This window comes from Methyloterricola oryzae, from assembly GCF_000934725.1.
GTDB lineage: Bacteria > Pseudomonadota > Gammaproteobacteria > Methylococcales > Methylococcaceae > Methyloterricola > Methyloterricola oryzae.
This window is the reverse complement of sequence record NZ_JYNS01000001.1, coordinates 725,331-744,341: the sequence shown is the minus strand read 5'-3', so window position 1 is coordinate 744,341 and position 19,011 is coordinate 725,331. Positions and strand designations below refer to the sequence as shown.

The 19,011-nt window shown below is 60.8% G+C and carries 16 protein-coding genes; 5 read left to right on the top strand and 11 right to left on the bottom strand.

The genetic code is table 11. The annotated features are described in order from the left end of the window. Positions 1–30 precede the first annotated feature (30 nt). The 4 genes from EK23_RS03300 to EK23_RS03290 all read right to left on the bottom strand — a co-directional run bounded on the left by EK23_RS03300 (position 31) and on the right by EK23_RS03290 (position 4,937). Positions 31–3,510 (bottom strand): bacteriohemerythrin, encoded by a 3,480-nt coding sequence (locus EK23_RS03300; RefSeq protein WP_052807875.1) that lies wholly within the window; start codon positions 3,508–3,510, stop codon positions 31–33. Between the two features lie 504 nt (positions 3,511–4,014). Beyond that, on the bottom strand, positions 4,015–4,410 hold the full coding sequence (locus EK23_RS03295) for a hypothetical protein (RefSeq protein WP_052807874.1): 396 nt from the start codon (positions 4,408–4,410) through the stop codon (positions 4,015–4,017). Between the two features lie 92 nt (positions 4,411–4,502). Continuing rightward, positions 4,503–4,661, bottom strand: coding sequence for a hypothetical protein (locus tag EK23_RS23875; protein ID WP_200892059.1), 159 nt, complete (start codon positions 4,659–4,661; stop codon positions 4,503–4,505). A 51-nt stretch (positions 4,662–4,712) separates the two neighbouring features. After that, on the bottom strand, positions 4,713–4,937 hold the full coding sequence (locus EK23_RS03290) for a hypothetical protein (protein WP_045223777.1): 225 nt from the start codon (positions 4,935–4,937) through the stop codon (positions 4,713–4,715). Positions 4,938–5,120: 183 nt separating this feature from the next. On the opposite strand from EK23_RS03290, the gene EK23_RS03285 reads away from it, so the two are divergent. After that, complete coding sequence (locus tag EK23_RS03285) at positions 5,121–6,914, top strand: O-antigen ligase family protein (RefSeq protein ID WP_082053884.1); 1,794 nt, start codon at positions 5,121–5,123, stop codon at positions 6,912–6,914. A 22-nt stretch (positions 6,915–6,936) separates the two neighbouring features. Here EK23_RS03285 and EK23_RS03280 read toward each other — a convergent pair whose 3' ends face one another. From EK23_RS03280 to fchA, 4 genes are all read right to left on the bottom strand, one after another. Beyond that, positions 6,937–8,598, bottom strand: coding sequence for a hypothetical protein (locus EK23_RS03280; protein WP_145998543.1), 1,662 nt, complete (start codon positions 8,596–8,598; stop codon positions 6,937–6,939). Positions 8,599–8,746: 148 nt separating this feature from the next. Next, positions 8,747–9,898 (bottom strand): hypothetical protein, encoded by a 1,152-nt coding sequence (locus tag EK23_RS21450; RefSeq protein WP_145998542.1) that lies wholly within the window; start codon positions 9,896–9,898, stop codon positions 8,747–8,749. 113 nt (positions 9,899–10,011) lie between these two features. Then, a complete protein-coding gene (gene alr, locus EK23_RS03270) occupies positions 10,012–11,244 on the bottom strand; it encodes an alanine racemase (protein WP_082053883.1) in 1,233 nt (410 codons plus the stop codon). A 44-nt stretch (positions 11,245–11,288) separates the two neighbouring features. Continuing rightward, entirely contained in the window at positions 11,289–11,912 is a 624-nt protein-coding gene (gene fchA / locus EK23_RS03265; RefSeq protein ID WP_045223774.1) for a methenyltetrahydrofolate cyclohydrolase, read from the bottom strand. A gap of 153 nt (positions 11,913–12,065) precedes the next feature. Between fchA and EK23_RS03260 the strand changes: the two genes are divergently transcribed. Genes EK23_RS03260 through EK23_RS03250 form a run of 3 tightly spaced genes read left to right on the top strand, consistent with a single transcriptional unit; the run spans position 12,066 to position 14,150 of the window. Beyond that, entirely contained in the window at positions 12,066–12,923 is an 858-nt protein-coding gene (locus EK23_RS03260) for an NADP-dependent methylenetetrahydromethanopterin/methylenetetrahydrofolate dehydrogenase (RefSeq protein WP_045223773.1), read from the top strand. A gap of 18 nt (positions 12,924–12,941) precedes the next feature. Then, the gene (locus tag EK23_RS03255; protein ID WP_045223772.1) at positions 12,942–13,115 is read left to right on the top strand and encodes a rubredoxin; all 174 of its coding nucleotides are present in this window, start codon (positions 12,942–12,944) and stop codon (positions 13,113–13,115) included. Between the two features lie 12 nt (positions 13,116–13,127). Next, positions 13,128–14,150, top strand: a complete 1,023-nt coding sequence (locus EK23_RS03250) for an NAD(P)/FAD-dependent oxidoreductase (RefSeq protein ID WP_045223771.1) — start codon at positions 13,128–13,130, stop codon at positions 14,148–14,150. Here EK23_RS03250 and EK23_RS03245 read toward each other — a convergent pair. From EK23_RS03245 to motA, 3 genes are read right to left on the bottom strand one after another with little or no spacing between them, the layout of a single operon-like run. After that, positions 14,138–14,914, bottom strand: a complete 777-nt coding sequence (locus EK23_RS03245) for a class I SAM-dependent methyltransferase (protein WP_045223770.1) — start codon at positions 14,912–14,914, stop codon at positions 14,138–14,140. The two genes, EK23_RS03250 and EK23_RS03245, sit on opposite strands and share 13 nt — an antisense overlap. 16 nt (positions 14,915–14,930) lie before the next feature. After that, entirely contained in the window at positions 14,931–15,929 is a 999-nt protein-coding gene (motB, locus tag EK23_RS03240; protein WP_045223769.1) for a flagellar motor protein MotB, read from the bottom strand. A gap of 24 nt (positions 15,930–15,953) precedes the next feature. After that, on the bottom strand, positions 15,954–16,808 hold the full coding sequence (gene motA / locus EK23_RS03235; protein WP_045223768.1) for a flagellar motor stator protein MotA: 855 nt from the start codon (positions 16,806–16,808) through the stop codon (positions 15,954–15,956). 282 nt (positions 16,809–17,090) lie between these two features. On the opposite strand from motA, the gene htpG reads away from it, so the two are divergent. Then, positions 17,091–18,992 carry a molecular chaperone HtpG gene (htpG, locus tag EK23_RS03230; RefSeq protein WP_045223767.1) on the top strand — a complete coding sequence of 634 codons (1,902 nt, stop codon included), beginning with the start codon at positions 17,091–17,093 and terminating at the stop codon, positions 18,990–18,992. Positions 18,993–19,011 lie beyond the last annotated feature (19 nt).

Genomic DNA, 19,011 nt, shown 5'->3' with positions numbered 1-19,011 from the left:
GTTGTTGCCTTGTGCTGCCTGTGGTTCGCTTCATCGGAGCACAGGGGCGATCAGTTCTTCCGCTGGCACCGGGTAACCGAAATAATAGCCCTGGAAGGCATCGCATTCCTGGGCGAACAGGAACGCGGCCTGATCCTGATTTTCCACGCCTTCCGCCAGAATGCTCAAATTGAGTTGCCTGCCCATGCTGATGATGGTTTTGACCAGCACGGCATCTTTGCCGTTTTGCAGCACGTTGGCGACAAAGGAACGGTCGATCTTGAGCTGGGAGAATGGCAGTTCGTTCAGATAGCGCAGAGACGAGTAACCGGTGCCGAAATCGTCGATGGAGAAGGTGATCCCGAGTTCCTGTAACGTTCGCATCTTGTCGCGCGCTTCCCTGGCATCGTGGATCAGCAGGTTTTCGGTGAGCTCCAGGATCAACTTTCCCGGATCGGCGCCCGTGACATTCAAGGCATGCCGGACATCATGCACGAAGGTCTTGTCCAGGAATTGCCGGACGCTCACGTTGACGGCCAGACTTAGTGAGTCGGCACCGGGCGTGGCCTGCCATTGGCGCAGCTGAAGGCAGGCGCTCTCCAGCACATGTCGCCCGAGGGGCAGAATAAGCGCCGCCTCCTCGGCGACCGACAGGAATTCCGCCGGCGGCACCAATCCCCGCTGCGGGTGCGCCCATCGGAGCAGGGCTTCGGCGGCAACGATGCGCAACTCGCGATTGACCTGGGGTTGATAATGCAGCACGAATTCGGTCTTGGCGATTGCCCGACGCAATTCCGCTTCCAGGCGCACGCGGCGTTCCGCCGCCGCCTGCATGACCGGTTCAAAGAAATAGAAGGTGTTGCGTCCCGACTCCTTGGCGCGATACATGGCGAGATCGGCGCGCTTGAGCAGATCTTCCACGGTTTGCGCCTGGGCAGGGAATAGGCAGATGCCGATACTGGGCGAGATGACCACTTCCTTTTCGCCGAGCGAGACGGGCTGATTGATCCGCGCGAGCACTTTTTCCGCGATCGTCTGGGCCTGTGCCACCGCCTGCATCTCGTCCGCGCTGAGGGTTTTCAGCATCAGTACGAATTCGTCGCCGCCCAGCCGCGCCACTGTGTCCGTTTTGCGCGCGCAAGCCTGGAGGCGTTGAGCCACCTCAATCAGCAACTGATCGCCCGCCTCGTGCCCCATGGTGTCATTGAGGGCCTTGAAGTTGTCGAGGTCGATGAACATGACGGCACCGTGCGCGTCGGTGCGCGAGGTGGCCGCGAGCGCCTGGCTCAGTCGGTCCGTCAATAGCCGGCGGTTGGGCAACTCGGTCAGTGGATCGTACATCGCCAGATGCAGGATGCGGGCTTCGTCTTCCTTGAGGAAGGTAATATCGGAGAAGGCGCTGACATAATGGCTGACCTTGCCCGATGAATCCTTCACCGCGTTGATGGTAAGCCACTCCGGGTAGACTGCCCCCCCGGCGCGCCGGTTCCAGATTTCGCCGGACCAGAAGCCTTGCTCCTGGATCTGATTCCACATGCTGCGATAGAAGTCGGGGCCGTGCCGGCCAGACTTCAGCAAGCGCGGCGTCTTGCCCAGCACCTGCTTTTCTTCATAACCGGTAATTTTCTGGAAGGCCTGATTGACCATGATGATGTGCTGGTCGGCGTCGGTTATGATCAGGCCTTCCTGTGTATTGGCGAACAGCACGGCAGCTTGGTGCAGGCGCTCGTCATTGCGTTTTTTTTCCACGATATCCATGGCCATGCTGGCCAGTTCCTGGGCGATCTCGATATCGTCCTGGGAATAGGGCTCGCGCTTGTTGCCGACGCCCAGGATCGCGGTCACCAACGCCCCGTTCAATACCGGAACGGTCAGTTGACGGATCACCGGCGCGTGACCTTCGGGTAGGCCTTTCCTGTGGGGCAGCGAGGCATAGTCATCATGCACCACCGCACGGCGTTGCCGCAGGCAATCCGCCCATACCCCGGCCTGGCTGACGGGATAGTGCTGGCCCTTGCCCTCGGCCTTGCACATGTTTTTTACGGTATTGCTCGACCAGGCTTGAAGTGTCAGGTTCTCCTGATCGGGATCAACAAAATGGAAGAAACCGATTTGGCTGCCGGTATAGATCTCCACGTTATCCAGAACCCATTGCATCAACCCGTCCAAGGATGCGGTAAGGGCGCGTTGAGCCAAATCGGCCCTGAAGCGGGTTAGGAATTCTGAGCGCTTGCGACTGAACACGTCTCGGGCGAACGCGTAAAAGCGCCCGCCAGCTTCGGGCCAGAAGGTGATGCTGAGTTCGACCGGCCACACAGAGCCATCCTTGCGCCGGTGGAGGCTTTCGAACAGGTCTTCGCCGCGCTCAGCGATTAACTGCTGGTGCCTCGAGGTTTCAGTATGGGACTCACTGGCTTCCAGGTCGAAGATTGTCATGGCCAGCAGTTCGTCGCGGATGTATCCGGAATTCTGGCAATAGGCATCGTTGACTTCGAGGATACGGCCGTCGGTGTCGCAGAGGATGAAACCGTCCTTGGTGGAGGCCAGAACGCTGCGATAGGTCCGCTCGCTTTCTATAAGCGCCTGTTCCGCCTCGCGCCGCGCGGAAATATCGGTTATTACCCCAAGGGCGCCCGCATAGCTGTCGTTTTGTTCGAACAGCGGGTTGGTCGTTACGATGGTCCACAGGTCTGACCCGTCCTTTCGGCGAAAGCAGAAGTCATGCTGCTCGGAGAAGCCGGCCTGCCGTGCCTTGAGCTTTTCCATGACCATTTCGCGGTCGCGTTGATGAGCGAAGTCGAGCAGGTGCACGCCGACCATTTCCTCGGGTGTGTACCCGAGCATCGTTGCCATCCGGGGGTTGACATAACGGGTGAATCCCTCGGCATCGATCATCCAGACGCCGTCGCTGGTGGATTCGATGAAGTTGCGGTATTGCCGCTCCGTGCGACTCAGTTCCTGCTGCAATTGCAGCAGACGTTGGTTGGCTGCGTGCAATTGCCGGTACTGTTGCAGCAGCTGGCCAAACAGTTCGGACAGCGAGGTGGTGAGCGCGAGCTGGGCCGGGGTCTCGCCGGGGTCGGACAGCGCCGCGTACGCGTCGGCGGGGCATTGGCCTTTGGCAATGTCTTGCAGTTGCCGACCCATGGCTTGATCTTCCCCTAGGACGTGGGACGTCAGCCAATTCACCAGGAACCGGATCAAATCCTCGGCGCGACTAAATTCATCGCCATGGGTCTGGCCCTTCAGGGCGCCGAGATATTCGCTGAAGGCCTGGTGGCTCCGGGCGTGCATGTCAACGTGACGTGCATCCACGCCAGCTTCCCCCATGAGCGACTCTTCGGTCCTGAAGTGCACGACGGCATAGTCGATCAACCGGTCCAGCACTCTCTTGGGCTCGTCCACCGGATTCGCGTCCACACGGGTGAGCGACGTTGCGTATTCATTGAGGAGTTGGAACAGGCCCTGATGCTGACGGTCGACGATATCGATACCGGTGCGGTAGCGCTCATTCCAGGCGATCAGATCCATCCCGCTCTCCGCTCAGAAGCCCTGATGTGTAAGTTCATCTAACATGGACGGCGATGGTCGGTATTAGCTAGCTGGACGGTTGCGCCCGATGGCTCCTGACGATCAGAGATCCCTCACGGGTAAATTGGTTCCTACGGCTGGGGGCAGCGCCTGTCTGATCTGATTTGCTCTCACGATCGGTCTTCCATGCCTGGAGTTTGGGATTGTCCATGCGAATCTGCTTGATAGTGCTTCCCAGCCATGGTTTGCACAAGGTTGCGGACCGTTTGCGGCTTACTCTACGCAGCGAGGCGCGCCACGCATCACATGACGGGGAGGCAGGGCGAAGTATGGCAGGTGTCCGGCGAAATGGTGTAGTCAGCCGGGCAGGATTTGCGATGAGGCGCTGCCCATGGTCGCGCGATCTGGACAGTGGCGGTCAAAAACCGGAGTGAGCCGAAGGCTGGGCGCGAACGGGATGGGACTGGAGACAGACGGTGTCCGCCGGCTGTCTCCTTGCGTTGCTCAGTGATGTTCGCCCTTGGGCTTCTCGCCGGTCGAGGTCTGGCTCAAGGTCTTCTCGATGACAGTGCGGTCGTCGATTTTCAGCAGGGTGATACCCTGATCCATGATGTAACGGCACTCCGCGTGCTTGGCGCTACCCACATTGCTCCAGGTCAGGTGCACGTAGGTCATGTGGTCGCTGTTGGATTCACTCGGCGTATAGGGCTGTGCCCCCACTTCCTGTTTAACCGCGGCCGTGCATTTGTCCAGCGCGAGATTGCTGAGCAGGCTGGAGGTTTGCAGGAACGCCCCCTGCATCTTTTCCTGAGGGGTTTCCTTGGTGGTGGCGACGATGCCAAAACCCACCGCCATGACTGCGAGGAAAGCCAGAAAGAGTTTGAAAGCCTGTGACTCCATGAACGCCCCCTTTTTTGTGTGGTTATGTCTCCGGCGCACTATAACAAAAATGCGCCAGCCTTAGGAGTCGAGCCACGGTCGGGCCTGTACGTTCAGGTGCCCTTGTAGATCCGCTCGACCAGGTCTTTGAACCAGCGTGGCCGGACCAGGACCACATAGATGCCCACCAGGCTGGTGATGGGCATCGGACCCAGGCCGAACAGCGTCAGCATGATGAGCACGATCAGGCATGTGATACGGGTGGAGGTCATGGGGATCCGGTTATCGGAGAATTCGGGCGTCCGCGCCGCGGTTGCGGTCGCTCACTTTTGCTGGCGCCAGCGATAATGGACTTCACCATCGTCACAGCGCCATCCTCCCTGATTATTGCCGGCCTGAGCGCCGACACTTTGGCAGTGATGGGCTGCCTTGAAAGCTTCCCAGTCGGCGTCACCTTCCTGTGCGAACACCAAAAGATAGGCGACCACGGCGGCGGCCAGGCCGAGGCCGCCGAAGACCAGTTTCCACGGGCTCAGACGGTAGGGCATCGTTTTTCCTCCACATGAGGCAGTCCGCGCCAGTCGGCCTGAAGCGCCCGAAGAGGGCGCAGCACCGGGTTGGCTTGGTTTAGACCCGTACCGTAAACTGAAGCCTTTGGCTTGTCGAGAGCCGTTGGTGCAGCATTCTCGCAACCGGCACTCCATGCAAGAGACCCAGGAGCATACCCCAGCATGAGTGAGCCATTGCCGGCCTCGTTTCCCGGCGTTCGATTGTTCCTTCGGGCGATGTTGGCCGCCTTCATCGTGCTTGCGCTGTGCTCCTTCAGCAATGCCTACGCAAACCCCAATGAGTTCAAATGGGTGTTTCTGGGGGCCTGCAATTGGGTCATCCTGTTGGAACTTCTGATCTGGCCGGTAGCCTGGCGGCGTGTGCCGGACCGGCTGGACGCCTGGCTGCTGGCGTTCATCGCTTACGCCGGCGTTTCGCTCGCCTGGTCGGCGGATTCGGCAGGCGGTGTGCTGGTCTGGGTCAAGTGGCTGCTGTTGGCCGGTCCCTTTCTTTATTTTCGCCATCGTGCGAGCGATTCCTTGCTGCGCCTCAGCCTGTGGTCGGTGGGCGTTGCCAACGCGGTGGTCATGCTTTTCGCCATCAGCGGGTGGGCCAACTGGGCGGGATTCGCCAACGAGAACTTTCTCACAGAGTTCCAGCTCATTTCGCTCCCGTTTCTAGCGGCTCTGATTCTGGCTGAATACAACCCCTGGCTGAAACTACCTGTCGCCCTGATTGTATGTCTTGAGTTGCTGGACTTGGCTGTATTCAACCCCAGTCGGATCGAATGGCTGGTGCTGCTGGGCATGCTGATTCTGGCCATAGAGGGATTCATCTGGCGGCGCTTGCGGATGCGCAGCCTGCTCGTCTTGAACGGAACTGGAATCGTGGCTGTGGCGGCTGCTCTTGTATGGGCAGGGCTGCACGCGGATTCGGCCCATGCCCTTTTCGTGGAATCGGTCCGGCCGCGCGTGGCCTTGATCGTCAATACGCTGAGACTGTGGTGGGACGCGCCCCTGTTTGGGCACGGCGCCGGGAGTTTCGATGCCTTGTATCCGCTCTATAAGGAGTGGCACCTGAGGTACTTCGAGCATGCGGACATACTGCTGTCTAACAAGATGGTGAAGGCCGGCGCTGCCCACAATGAACTGCTGCAACTGCTTGCGGAATACGGACTGGTCGGCCTCGGCATCCTGGGAGGCTTTGGCTGGTTCATGCTGAGGCAGGGCATGCGCAGACGCGACCGGCACGCCGCGCTGGGAGGGACGGCGCTGTGCGTCGGACTGCTCATTGGCCTGATCGAATTTCCCCTGCAGAATCCTGCAACCGCGCTCCTTCTGGTGCTGGCTGCTGCCATGCTGTCCCGCCGGGAGGAATGCCAGGCGAGCGCGGCGGGAAGGGATTTGGTTTCGGGGCCGCTTTGGATCGCGGGGCGATTGGGAGCTCTGGCTGCGGGTGTCTTGCTGCTGGTCGGCATGCTCCGGTTCGACCAGTCCAATCGGTTGTTCGGCCAGGTAGCGGACTTGATGGGCAGCGATCCGAGGGCGGCGTTCGCGGCTAATCAGGAGGCCTGCCGGCTCAATCCCTGGGACCGCCGCATGCGTATGCAGTTGTACACGACCCTGACCTTCTGGACGGCAAACAGCGCCGTGGCGGTGTCCTCGGACGCGGAGAATGACCGCGTCTACGAATTCAGCAGCCGTGGCGCCGGGCATCAGCCGGTGCTGTTGCTCGGACGTCTGCAGCATTTGCTAAACAGCGGGCGCTACGAGACGCAGCGCGAGGAGACGGAGGCCCTGCTGGAGACGCTCAAACGCGAGTCTTCGCGCATGGCGGACGTCTGGATTCTGGACGCGTACTATGCCCTGCTGCTGGAAAGCCCGGAGCGGGCGGCGGCGGCCATTCGCCGCGCCCAGGGGCTCGATCCCAGCCCTGAACAGCGGGAGAACTTGCAGCGCCTACGCCAGGCGCTTTAGGTCTGACGCAGGCTCTGTGCCGCTAAGGTTTCTTGATGCGGAATTTCTGGGCCGCGTTGTCGCCCGCGCTGTTCTTGAACTGCAGGTCCACCGCGAGCACCTGGCCCGATTCCCAGCTTATGTCACCGAGGCACTGATCGAGATCGACAGTGAAGCTCACCTGGTTGGCGGTTGGGTTGGCAGTATCTGTGTCCTGGTCGCCGCGGGTATCCTTAATGCCATCGCCGCTGGGTCCGGTGCCGCTCGGCATGCTCAGGTCGCCGCTGAGGTTGCTGTAGGTTTCAGGCTTGCAGTTGCCGGGGCCGCGGTCGGACACGCAGCCGCTCCCGGGCGTGTTGGTGCAGGGGGCATTGGGAATATCGATGGTGATGGTGGAACGGCCGATGTCGACGAAATCGCCTTCGCCTGCCGCCTTGATGCCCACGCGCTGAGGCCGGTAGGCGGCCAGCGTCAATTTGCCGTCCCAACCGGCAGGCGCCACGAAGGGGCTGTTCATGGTGCCTTCGCTAGGGGGATAGCTGACCCCTTTGGTTTCCGAGCCCATCGTGATGCTGGCGATCGCGGGCGTGGTGCTGAAGATGAAGTTCAGCATGCCTGGAATCTCTCGGACTGCGCCCGAGCTGTCCGTGAGGATTTCGACATAGGTGTCGCCGCCTTTGATGGCGCTGATGGAGAAGGCATTGGGGCGAAGTTGGAAGTCATTGGTACTGCCGCGCGTGATGGTCCCAAAGCCATCGCCGTCGCTGTCGAAGTCGTCCGGGAACGCCTTGCCGGCGCCCCCTTCTCCAACCGTGCCGGTACCGCCCTTGCTGCAGTAGCTGAGGCCGAAGCAGTTGAGTTCCACCGTGTCTGAGTCACTGCCTGCCACCTGAATGGCCAGGCTGGCGTTGGCGATGGCCTTATCCAGATCGGCGGCGGTCAAACTCCGCACATACTGGTTCAGGCTGTTTTCGATCTCCAGTTTCAGGTTGGAAAATACCCGGAAACTGCTGGTGCCATCGGTCGGGCTGCTTGCGCTGTCAGAGTCGTAGGGGTTGAGGATGCCGTCGCCGTCCTTGTCGATGTCCAGGGCATCCACCAGTCCATCCTTGTCCTTGTCTTTTCCGGGGGAGTCGCTCTCGTCCGCGGCGCTCGGGGCGGCGGCCAAGACTGGCGCCGCACCGGCGCTCGCCACCTTGAGCCCCAGCGTATTGCTTGTCCCTTCAGGCAGGCAGGATCCCGTGTTTGCGAGGGCGGTCGTGCCCTGTTTGTCCAGGAATTTCTTGTTCAACAACTTGCCTGCGTAGGCAACGCCGTTCGTCGCTTCGACGGCGATGGTGCCCAGGTTCAGCTTCGCACCGGAAGTTCCCGCCGCGATTCCCAGAACCAGCGTAGCCTTGCTGGAGTCGCACTTGCGCTTCTTGGTCGCCTGCTTGTAGGTGTAGTACTGGTTGCCGCGCTTGACCGCCAGAATCACGGGGCCTCCCAGGCTGCCGCGTTCGTCAATGGCATAAAGGCGGAGATTTCCGCTGGAAATCGCGAGGTTCAGAGTCCCGCTACCAGTGGCGGCCTTCCCGTCCTCGTCGACGCTGACCAGGGTGTAGTTGCCCGGCATTTGGCCTTTCAGGGTAATGGCGTTTGCCGAAGGCGCGTTGAGGCAAACGGCTGCCATGAGTCCAGCGCTCAAAATCGTCAAAGCTTTCATGATGGTGCTCCGGGGACGGAAGGAGGATGCCGCAGCCATGGGTAAGCGGGGCGCGGGCTCGATTCGGCCTAAGAGCTTAGTAGCAGTTTTTCAAACCGCAATGTGGCGGTCAGGCTTGCGTACCACCCGAAGGAGCGCTGACAGCAGCTTACTTCGCTTGCATGTGCGCGGAAGCGGCGTCTAGCGTTCTGCGCACTAGCGCTGCGGGTTTGACGTTATCTTCGTAATAATTGAAATTGGCGGCGCGCATATTCTGCGCTAAATCCGGGTCATTCAACAGCTTTCTGCAGGATATGATGCACTGCTCCGGGGACTTAAAGGAGAGAAAGTTGACGCCATCCAACAAGGGTGTGGGGAGATGATACAGCAGTGGCTCAGTAACGATGCAGCGCGATGCAGCCAGGTATTCCGGAAACCGCCAGCCGATCGACTGTCGTATCCCGCGCGTGAAGACGACTACCTGGCAGCGCCGAACCAGTTCAAGATACTCTTTGCGAGACGATCCGTGGCTGGTAATCAAGCCTGGATAATGTTTTCTTGCAAAATCATCGGGCATAAGCCCGCCGATGAATTGGTCGCCGAAAGACTGTCTTAAGGCTTCTATCGTTTCGACTCGCGCCTTATTGAGTTCAACGATCTCATCGGAGAAAACGTGGTCGCGAGGGTTAAATACTCTGGTTTGGAAAAGGATGAGGGGTTCGCTGGCTACCGTGGGCATCACTTCAATGGGGCCAGACGTGATATTCTTCCGGGCACTGGCCAAGGTTTTTTTAATCAATACCTTTGCAATTCTTATTGGGTTCTCCCGGTATGCTTTCGTTGCCGCCAGAAATACTAAGTATCGCCTAAGGCCAGCGAACTCGAATTCACTTCTGCAAGGGCAGTTAAGGCCATATGGAAGAATTTTCGATTTCCACTCTGGGTGTTCTGTCTGCCAGCCTTCATAGTGAGCATAAAGTTCTGACATGTCCAGGTTCATGTCCAGATAACTGGGTAGATAGCTTCGCTTGAAATAAACATCGCACAGTTCTATGCCATTCATGGAAATAATGGCCGGTCCATCGAGCATGTCGTAGCATATCTTGATGGGTTCTCTGTCTCTCTCCATTAATTCAAGATATACAAGGCGGTGATTTGTTTTTGAGCCCCAGTCTCGACGTTCGGAAATCTTTATTTTTGGGCGCGATGTAAACTCCAGCTCAATTTCGCCAGTATGCGCCAGGTCAAAGAGACCGGCATATATTTGAGATGTAAACTGGCCATCAGACAGCGGGTAGACTCTAACTTTTCTCACGGACATACGGATTCACTGGAATTAAGGATGCGATGGGAGAAACTGTCGGCGCCAACCGAGACATGGGGTGCTCGAGTTCGTATCTCGCTGCCCTGCGCGATGACCCACGCCCCATGGTATCAGACAATAGGGGGAGTGCGAGGGACTGTCTGACTGAGGACCACGCGCGGGACGCGCTCGGCGATCTGGCAGGTGATCTCGTAGGGAATGGTGCCCTGGCGGCGAGCCAGTTCCCAGGCGGTGATGCGCTCGTTGCCTTCCTGGCCGATCAGGGTGACCGAATCGCCCAGGCTCACGTCGCTGTCCGGGCCCACATCCACCATGATCATGTCCATGCAGATGGTGCCGACCACGGGGTAGCGCCGACCGCGGATCAGTACTTCGGCGTTGTTGGTCAGGGAGCGCGAGTAGCCGTCGCCATAGCCCGCAAGCACGGTGGCGATGCGCGTCTTCCGCGGGGCGATGTAGCGCCGGTCGTAGGAGATGGGCGTGCCACCCTCTACGGATTTCAGATAACTGACCTGGGATTGCAACGACATGACCGGAGCGAGCCCGTCCGCCTTCAGGCTGCCGCTCGGGGCATAGCCGTATAGCATGATGCCGACGCGCACCAGGTCGAAGTGGGCCTCGGGCAGGGTCATCACGGCGCCGCTGTTGGCAAAGTGCCGCAGCGGCACCCTCACTCCAAGACGCTCCAGTTCACCCAGCACGGCATTGAAGCGCTGCAACTGCTCGCGGGCAAAGGCCTGGTCAGGGTCGTCGGAGCTGGCGAAATGGCTGAACACGCCGGCCAGTTCCAGATTCGGCAGGCGGGTAATGTCCCGAACTGTCTGTGCGGCCTCCCGGTGATGGACGCCGATGCGGCCCATGCCGGTATCCACCTCCACGTGGATTCTGGCGGTCAGGCCCAGGCGCCCGGCCAGGTCGCTTAGCACCACGGCCTGATCCAGGGAGGCGACGGTGATTTCCAGATCCAGCCGAATGGCCGCGACAGCGCGTTCTCCCGCCGCCAGTTCCAGCAGCAGGACGCGCTGCTGGAAACCAGCCCGGCGCAATTCGATGCCTTCCTCGATGCGGGCGATGCCGAAGTAGCCGACCCCGGCGGCCTCGGCCTCGCGGGCGACGGCGAGCATGCCGTGACCGTAGGCATTGGCCTTGATCATGGCGAGCAGTTGAACTTGGGGCGCTATATAGGAGCGAATCACCTCGATGTTCTGGCGCAGGGCGGCCAGGTTGATACGCGCCACGGTTGGGGTTTGCAGGCCGCTCAGGAGCAGATCGCGGTAGTCGCCCGCCGCGTCGGCATGTTCGGCGGCGGCGAACCCGGCAGGCGGGTGTGAGTCCATTGGCATGCCCTCACCCAGGCTACGGGCGTCTCCCTGGCTGCTCGGTATGGTCACAGTTTGTTCTTGACCTCTTGGTAGATTTCTTCGGTGGATACTTCCGCTCCCGTAAGTATGGCATTCAGTTCGCTGATGCGCTCTTGGGCGAAGGCTTCGTCCTTGATGCCGCTGGTGTTGACGTAGACATTGAGTGCCGCGCTCTTGAGGGCGGCGTAGGCGGCCAGGACCGCCACGCCGGCGTCGCTGATCACGTTGCGGTTGCCCTTTTCGGCGGCGGTCCGACTGAGCTGGATCAATTCCGCGCAATCTTTCGCACAGGCCAGTGGGACATCCGTGGCGGCCTTTAGCGCGGCCTGAATGGCCTCGCTGCGAGCCTGCTTGTCGGCATCTGTCTCCTTGGGCAGCCGGTAAGCGCCCATCACCCGGTCGAAGGCCTCCACATCGGCGCGGACGGTGTCGCTGAGTCGAGCGCGCAGGCTCTCCGAGGCATCCAGGGTGGCGCGCATATCGGCTTCCACCGCCTCGTAGCCCTTCTTGCCGAGGGTCAGGTTGCAGACCATGCTGACCAGGCCGGCCCCCATGGCGCCGATGATGGCCGCCGCACTTCCGCCACCTGGCGTTGGCGCCTTGCTCGCCAATTCGTCCAGGAAGTGCTGAATCGACGTGTCGTTGATCATGCTGCGGTCTCCAAATTTGGACGGCGAATGCGTAAACTAAGGACCTCGATTATAAAGCACGGGCGAGCGGGCGGCATCTCGCCGCACGGAGTTCGCAACTTTTGTTCCCCGGCACGGGCCACGGGCTGGCTCGCTCCTAGTACAGGAATCTTGATGAAAAAGCTGTTGTTTCAGTTCGACACTGATCCGCATCCGTCGGTGTTCGATACCGTGGTGGCCTATGACGGCGGTGCCGATCACGTGATTGGTCACGGCGGCTTGACGCCTGAAAACGTGGGTGCATTGGTGGAGGGGGCGATCTTCACCAGGGCCCCGAAGGACAAGAAGAACACCGCCATTTTCATTGGCGGTAGCGACTTGAGCGCAGGGCAGGAATTGCTGAAGGCGGTGAAGCGCAAGTTTTTTGCGGATTTTCGAGTGTCTGTGATGCTGGACAGCAACGGCAGCAACACCACGGCAGCGGCAGGCGTGGCCAAGCTGGCTTCGTCCGGGGTCATCGCCGGAAAGCGCGCCGTGGTGCTGGCCGGCACCGGCCCGGTAGGGCAGCGCGCCGCCGTCATGTTGGCCAAGGAAGGCGCCGAGGTCGCGCTCACCTCACGCCAGATGGCGCGTGCCGAAAGGGCTTGCGCCGAGATGAAGGCGCGCTTCGGCGTGGACCTGAAGCCGGTGGAGGCTTTCGACAATGCCGCACGCGGCGCGGCCATCGCCGGGGCGCAGATCGTCTTCGCCACGGGGGCCGCCGGTGTGCAATTGCTGGACCCGGAGCATTGGCAGGATAACCCGGACATCCAACTCATCGCCGACGCCAACGCGACGCCGCCGCTCGGCATCGGTGGCACCGACATGATGGACCGTGGCGCTGAGCGTAACGGCAAGATCGTGTGGGGCGCCATTGGTTTTGGTACCCTCAAGCTCGCGCTGCACCGCGCATGCATCGCGCGGCTGTTCGAGCGTAATGATCAGGTTTTCGACGCCGAGGAGATTTTTGCCGCGGCGAAAGCAATGGCTTGACGATCCAGGAAGCGACTCATGTCTGAATTCAAGAAATATGTGTGTGTGGTTTGCGGGTACATCTACGACGAGGAGCTGGGTGAGCCCGAGGCCGGATTGGCGCCGGGCACCCGCTGGGAGGATGTGCCTGAGGATTGGTCCTGTCCGGACTGCGGGGCCAGCAAGGGCGATTTCGAGCTGATGGTGTCCTGAAGCGGTGCCGCTGTGAATACCCTTATCGTCGGTTCCGGCATCGCTGGGGTGACCCTCGCGGAGGAGTTGCGCAAGCGGGTGCCGGACGCCCGGGTGACCCTGCTGACCCGGGAAGACCGGGGCTATTATTCGCGCCCTTTGCTGTCCCACGGGTTCACCCGCGAGGACATCGAGACCAAGATCGTCCTGAAGTCCTTTGCGGCCTTGCAGGAGTCCGGAATCGATGTGCGCGCCCAGGCCGAGGTCATGAGCCTGGACCTTGGTCAGCGGCGACTGCGTTACCGTCAACCGGGCGGAGAGGCGGAGTTGCCTTACGAGACCTTGGTGCTGGCGCTGGGGTCGGCGGCTTTCGTGCCACCGCCATTCCGCTCTCAATCCAGCCTGTTCGATACGCTGAACAGCCTGGACGATCTGGTGCGGCTACGCGCCCTCAGGCGGAAGATCCGGGAGCGCCATGGTGGTGTCCGCTGGGCGGTGATCGGCGGTGGGCTCATCGGCTGCGAAGTGGCCGCCGACCTGGCCAAGGCGGGCGATAACGTCACTCTGTTTCACGCCTTGCCGCGTTTGATGGAGCGGCAACTGGTCGAGGATGACTCCGTTCGCCTACGGGCGGTTATGGAGCAGGGCCTTGGCGTACGCGTACTGCTGGATCAGGCGGTACAAGGGTTCGCCGAAAGCGCCGACGGACTGGCTGTGAAACTGGCGGGCGGCGAAGAATCCGGCTTCCACGGCATCGTCGTGGCCTGCGGTTTCCAGCCGCGCACGGAACTGGCCAAGGTGGCGGGGCTGGCCACCGGGCGCGGCATTCTGGTGGATGAGTGTCTGCGCACCACGGATCCTCATGTCTTTGCCATCGGCGACGTGGCCGAGTGCCAGGGCGGCCGTCTGTATGCCTATGTGACCCCGGTCCGATCCCAGGCCTTGTGGCTGGCGCAGTATCTCGCAGGCCAGACGTCCGAACCCTGGACGGTGCCCGAGTTCAAGCCCAAGGCCAAGGTGCCGGGCTTCAACGCCCTGCATCCCTATTTATTCTGAAAACGGGGCGCAGCCTGCGTCGCACTGGCTCCCATCCTGTATATGAACAGGCGCGTCCCGCGCTTGTCGTTCAAGGTCAGGACCTGCGTCGGGGCCGTATCGGGCACGGCAAAGCTGTTGCTCACGAAAAGCGCCCCCTCCCGCATTTCCGCCAGGGCTTTCCGCCATAAGGCCGGCATGGGCTCCGGGGACAGGAAGGCGTAGACCAGGTTGAACCGTCCCAGATCTTCACGCCATAAATCGCCCAGACGGACGTGGGCGTTGTCCAATCGCAAAAGCCGTAACCGGCTGATGAGAAAGGGCAGGGGCGCCGATTCGACGCCATTAAAGCGCCCGCCGGGATGACGCTGGGCCAGATGGCGCAAGGTGCCGCCGAGGCCGCTGCCCAGGTCCAGAAAGCTGGGTGATGCGTAGTCTTCTACAAACTGGTCAAGGGCTTCCCAGGTGGCCCGGTTGCTCAAATACAGCGGAACCCGCTCTCGCGTATTGCTGCGGAAAACCAGCCATAGCAGTACGAAGCCCGCAAGGTATATGACGGGAGGCAGTTGAAGCCGTAACAGGACAGCAAGGGCTGGCAGGAAAGCCGCCTGGATCGGTATCCACCAGCGCGGCAGGCCCAGCAGCGGTGCCGCCATGGCGGCGGCCAGGCTCTGCAACAGCACGAAAGTCCAGGGCCAGCCGGGCGGGCCGGCGAACTGCATGGCGGCCAGCGCCGGAATCAGGGCGATGATCTGCGCCGCCAGCGCCCTGAGCCATATCGGCACGAGACCCGGCGCCGCTTTAATGGGCGGGCGGAATGGGCTGTATTGGTTGGATGGGCTGAATCGGAGCCGCCGGCGGCTTACGGATGGGTAGGCCGGTCTTGGATTCCGGAACAGCCTCTTTTTCCAGCGGGTTCTGCTGCGAGACGTCGAGGCTGGCGCCGCTCATGATGGCCTCTTCCGTCTGCTTGTTCATGACGATGATGGAAATGCGCCGATTGGTGGGGTCGTCCGGATTATCCGGGTGCAAAGGCACGCTGGATGCCAGACCGACGACCCGCATCATTTTTTCCGGCTTGAGGCCGCCGCGCACCAGTTCCTTGCGCGCGGAATTGGCCCGGTCGGCGGAGAGTTCCCAATTGGTGTAACCCTGGCCCGAACCGGGGAAGGGCTTGGCATCGGTGTGGCCGGTCACGGTGATGCGGTTGGGCAATTCATTCACCACCGGCGCGATCTGGTCGATGATTTGCGAGGCATAGGGTTCCATGCGCGCGCTGGCGGTGCCGAACATCGGACGTTTTTCCTCGTCCACGATCTGGATGCGCAAGCCCTCGGCGGTGATGTCGATCTTGAGCTGACTTTTGAACTGCTGCAGCACCGGGTTGGTTTCGATCAGTTTCTCGATTTTTTCCTCCAACGCCTTCAGGTGCTCCATGTCCTTTTCCAGGGTGTCGGTGCTGTCGGTTTCCCCGCTTTCGGCAACCTGCTCTTCCTTGCCTTGATTGGTGAGCTTGACCTGTCCCTCGGACTGGGTCAGGTCCTCGCCGCCGCCCTTGATGATGCTGGTGCGGTCGCCGGCGGCCTGGCCGCCCTGCATCGCGGGCTTCCACGGGTCTTTGAAGTACTCGGCGATGCCCTGCAGCTTGGCCTGGTCGACGCTGCCCAGCAACCACATCAGCAGGAAGAAGGCCATCATGGCCGTCACGAAATCCGCGTAGGCCAGCTTCCAGGCGCCGCCATGATGGCCGTGGCCGCCTTTCTTGACTTTCTTGATGATGATCGGGGTTTGTTCGCTCATCGGGTCAGGGCCTCAAGGCGCCGCTCACTTGTTGGCTTTGATGTGTTCTTCCAGTTCCGCGAAGTGCGGCCGTTCGGTGGAGAACATGACCTTGCGCGCGAACTCCACCGCCGTGGGCGGCGCATAGCCATTCATGGTGGCGATCAGGGCGGCCTTGATGCTCTGGTAATACTTGGTCGACTCTCCCAGCTTCTGTTCCAGATTGCCCGCCAGGGGGGCGATGAAGCCGTAAGAAATCAGGATGCCCAGGAAGGTGCCCACGAGAGCGGCGGCGATCAGAGCGCCCAAGACCTCCTGCGGTTTGTCCAGGGACTCCATGGTATGCACCACGCCCATCACCGCCGCCACGATGCCGAAAGCGGGCATGCCGTCCGCGAGTTTCGACAGAGCCGAGACCGGCAGATATCCTTCCTCGTGGTGGGTGTCGATGTCGATGTCCATGAGGTTGTCGATCTGGTGCACATCCAGGCTGCCGCTGGACATGAGGCGCAGGTAGTCGGTGATGAATTCCACGGCGTGGTGGTCCGCCAGGACCTTGGGCGCCGATTTGAACAACTCGCTCTGCTCCGGGCTTTCGATGTCGCCTTCGATGGAGAGCAGGCCGTTCTGGCGCATCTTGACGAAAATCTTGCTCAGCAGGGTCAGCGTTTCCAGGTAGAACTCCTTGTTGTACTTGGAACTCTTGAAGACGTTGCCGAGACCGCCGGCCGTGGCCTTGAGGACCTTGGGACTATTGGAAACGATGAAGGCTCCCAGCGCGCCGCCGAAGATGATGATCATCTCGAAAGGCTGGATCAGGATACCGATGTGTCCGCCCGATCCAAGATAACCGCCGAGGATGCCGCCGACGACGACGATATAGCCGATGATGGGAAACATGCAGTGGCTCCGCTTAGAGAGTCTAGGGCAGTCGCAGAAAAAGCCTCAAGGGGCTTGGTTAATCGGGCTGAGCGGTCGGGTGCGGGGTCTGGGCGCCGGACCTCCGCCGGTCTCCTCGAAGTCTAGACGATAATGGTCCCCCACGAACAGGTTAGCGGATGCCGGATTTTGGCTTCAGGGACTGTTGAAATTCTGAGGCGCTGCCCCAATAACCGGTTTCAACGTCGCATATTGGGTTTAGCGGCGCACATTGATGCCAAAACAAGAGGAATTACTGACGCCATGACTGTCGCGGAAAACAAAGTCACTCTGGGCTTCGAAGCCGAAGTCAAGCAGCTGTTGCAGCTGATGATCCACAGCCTGTACAGCAACAAGGAAATCTTTCTGCGCGAGCTGATCTCCAACGCCTCGGACGCCGCCGACAAGCTCCGCTTCACCGCCTTGAGCAACGACGCGCTCTACGAAGGCGACAGCGCCTTGAAGATCCGCCTGGAGTTCGACAAGGACAGGCGCACCGTCACCATCACGGATAACGGCATAGGCATGACCCGCGAGGAGGTGCAGGAAAACATCGGCACCATCGCCCGCTCCGGCACCCGTCGCTTCTTCGAATCGCTGACCGGGGACGAAGCCAAGGACAGCCAGCTCATCGGCCAGTTCGGCGTCGGCTTCTACTCGTCCTTCATCGTCGCCGACAAGGTAACCCTGGAAACCCGCAAGGCGGGCATGGAGGCCGAGGCCGGCGTGCGCTGGGAGTCATCGGGGGAGGGCGATTACTCCCTGGAAAACATCGAGAAGTCCGAGCGCGGCACCCGCGTTACCTTGCACCTGCGCGAGGGCGAGGACGAGTTCCTGGATGGCTGGCGTTTGCGCTCCATCATCCGCAAATTCTCCGACCACATTTCCCTGCCCATCGAGATGCTGAAGGAGCACTATGGCGAGGAGGGCGAGGAAAAGGTCATCGAATGGGAGACCGTCAATAGCGCCTCGGCGCTCTGGTCCAAGTCCAAGGACGAAATCAGCGAGGAAGCCTACAACGAGTTCTACAAGCACGTTTCCCATGATTTTCAGGAACCGTTGGCGCGCATCCACAGCCGGGTGGAAGGTACCAACGAATACACCCTGCTGCTCTACGTGCCGGCTCATGCGCCCTTCGACCTGTGGGACCGCGACGTCAAGCACGGCGTGAAGCTCTATGTGCGCAAGGTCTTCATCATGGATGACGCGGAAAAGCTGATGCCGCGTTATCTGCGCTTCGTGCGCGGCGTGATCGACTCCGATTCCCTGCCGCTCAATGTCTCCCGCGAGATCCTGCAGGAGAACAAGCTGCTGGAGAAGGTGCGCTCCGGCGCGGTGAAAAAGGTGCTGGGCCTGTTCGAGGACCTGGCCAAAAATGAGCCGGAAAAATACGCCACCCTCTGGAAAGAATTCGGGCAGGTGCTCAAGGAAGGCCCCATCGAGGACTTCAAGAACAAGGAACGCATCGCCAAGCTGCTGCGCTTCGCCTCCACCTACGGCGGCACCGACGCTCAGGATGTGAGCCTGGACGATTACATCGCGCGCATGCAGGAAGGTCAGGAGAAGATCTACTACATCACCGCCGAGAGCTACGCGGCCGCCAAAAACAGCCCGCACCTGGAGATCTTCCGCAAGAAGGGCATCGAAGTGCTGCTGCTGTCCGATCGCGTGGACGAATGGATGGTGAGCTATCTCACCGACTATGAGGGCAAGCACCTGCAATCGGTGGCCAAGGGCGATCTGGACCTGGGCAAGCTGGAGGGTGAGGAAGAGAAGAAGGAGATCGAGGAGGTCGGCAAGGACTTCGAGGACACTGTCGAAAAGATCAAGAAGAGCCTGGGCGAGCGGGTCAGCGACGTGCGCCTCAGTCATCGCCTGACCGACTCGCCGGCCTGCCTGGTGTCCGAGGTTTACGGCATGAGCCGCACCATGGAGCGCATCATGAAAGCCGCTGGGCAGAGCGCGCCCAGCAGCAAGCCCATCTTCGAGATCAACCCGGGCCATCCCTTGATCGCGCGCCTGAAGGACGAGGGGGACGAACAGCGGTTTGAAGACCTGACCCAGATTCTCTTCGACCAGTCCGTGCTCAGCGAGGGCGGTCAATTGGAAGACCCGGCCGCCTTCGTGCAGAAACTCAATCAGTTGCTGCAGCGCGGCCTGATGTGATCCTGCCGCCGCCGACCCG

What these genes read in the sequence shown, in the direction of transcription:
- EK23_RS03300 (WP_052807875.1), bottom strand. Translation starts at nt 3,510, where the DNA reads ATGGATCTGATCGCCTGGAATGAGCGCTACCGCACCGGTATCGATATC.
- fchA (WP_045223774.1), bottom strand. Translation starts at nt 11,912, where the DNA reads ATGATCAACGACACGTCGATTCAGCACTTCCTGGACGAATTGGCGAGC.
- EK23_RS03295 (WP_052807874.1), bottom strand. Translation starts at nt 4,410, where the DNA reads ATGGAGTCACAGGCTTTCAAACTCTTTCTGGCTTTCCTCGCAGTCATG.
- EK23_RS03255 (WP_045223772.1), top strand. Translation starts at nt 12,942, where the DNA reads ATGTCTGAATTCAAGAAATATGTGTGTGTGGTTTGCGGGTACATCTAC.
- alr (WP_082053883.1), bottom strand. Translation starts at nt 11,244, where the DNA reads ATGCCAATGGACTCACACCCGCCTGCCGGGTTCGCCGCCGCCGAACAT.
- EK23_RS03260 (WP_045223773.1), top strand. Translation starts at nt 12,066, where the DNA reads ATGAAAAAGCTGTTGTTTCAGTTCGACACTGATCCGCATCCGTCGGTG.
- htpG (WP_045223767.1), top strand. Translation starts at nt 17,091, where the DNA reads ATGACTGTCGCGGAAAACAAAGTCACTCTGGGCTTCGAAGCCGAAGTC.
- EK23_RS23875 (WP_200892059.1), bottom strand. Translation starts at nt 4,661, where the DNA reads ATGACCTCCACCCGTATCACATGCCTGATCGTGCTCATCATGCTGACG.
- EK23_RS03285 (WP_082053884.1), top strand. Translation starts at nt 5,121, where the DNA reads ATGAGTGAGCCATTGCCGGCCTCGTTTCCCGGCGTTCGATTGTTCCTT.
- EK23_RS21450 (WP_145998542.1), bottom strand. Translation starts at nt 9,898, where the DNA reads ATGTCCGTGAGAAAAGTTAGAGTCTACCCGCTGTCTGATGGCCAGTTT.
- EK23_RS03280 (WP_145998543.1), bottom strand. Translation starts at nt 8,598, where the DNA reads ATGAAAGCTTTGACGATTTTGAGCGCTGGACTCATGGCAGCCGTTTGC.
- motA (WP_045223768.1), bottom strand. Translation starts at nt 16,808, where the DNA reads ATGTTTCCCATCATCGGCTATATCGTCGTCGTCGGCGGCATCCTCGGC.
- motB (WP_045223769.1), bottom strand. Translation starts at nt 15,929, where the DNA reads ATGAGCGAACAAACCCCGATCATCATCAAGAAAGTCAAGAAAGGCGGC.
- EK23_RS03290 (WP_045223777.1), bottom strand. Translation starts at nt 4,937, where the DNA reads ATGCCCTACCGTCTGAGCCCGTGGAAACTGGTCTTCGGCGGCCTCGGC.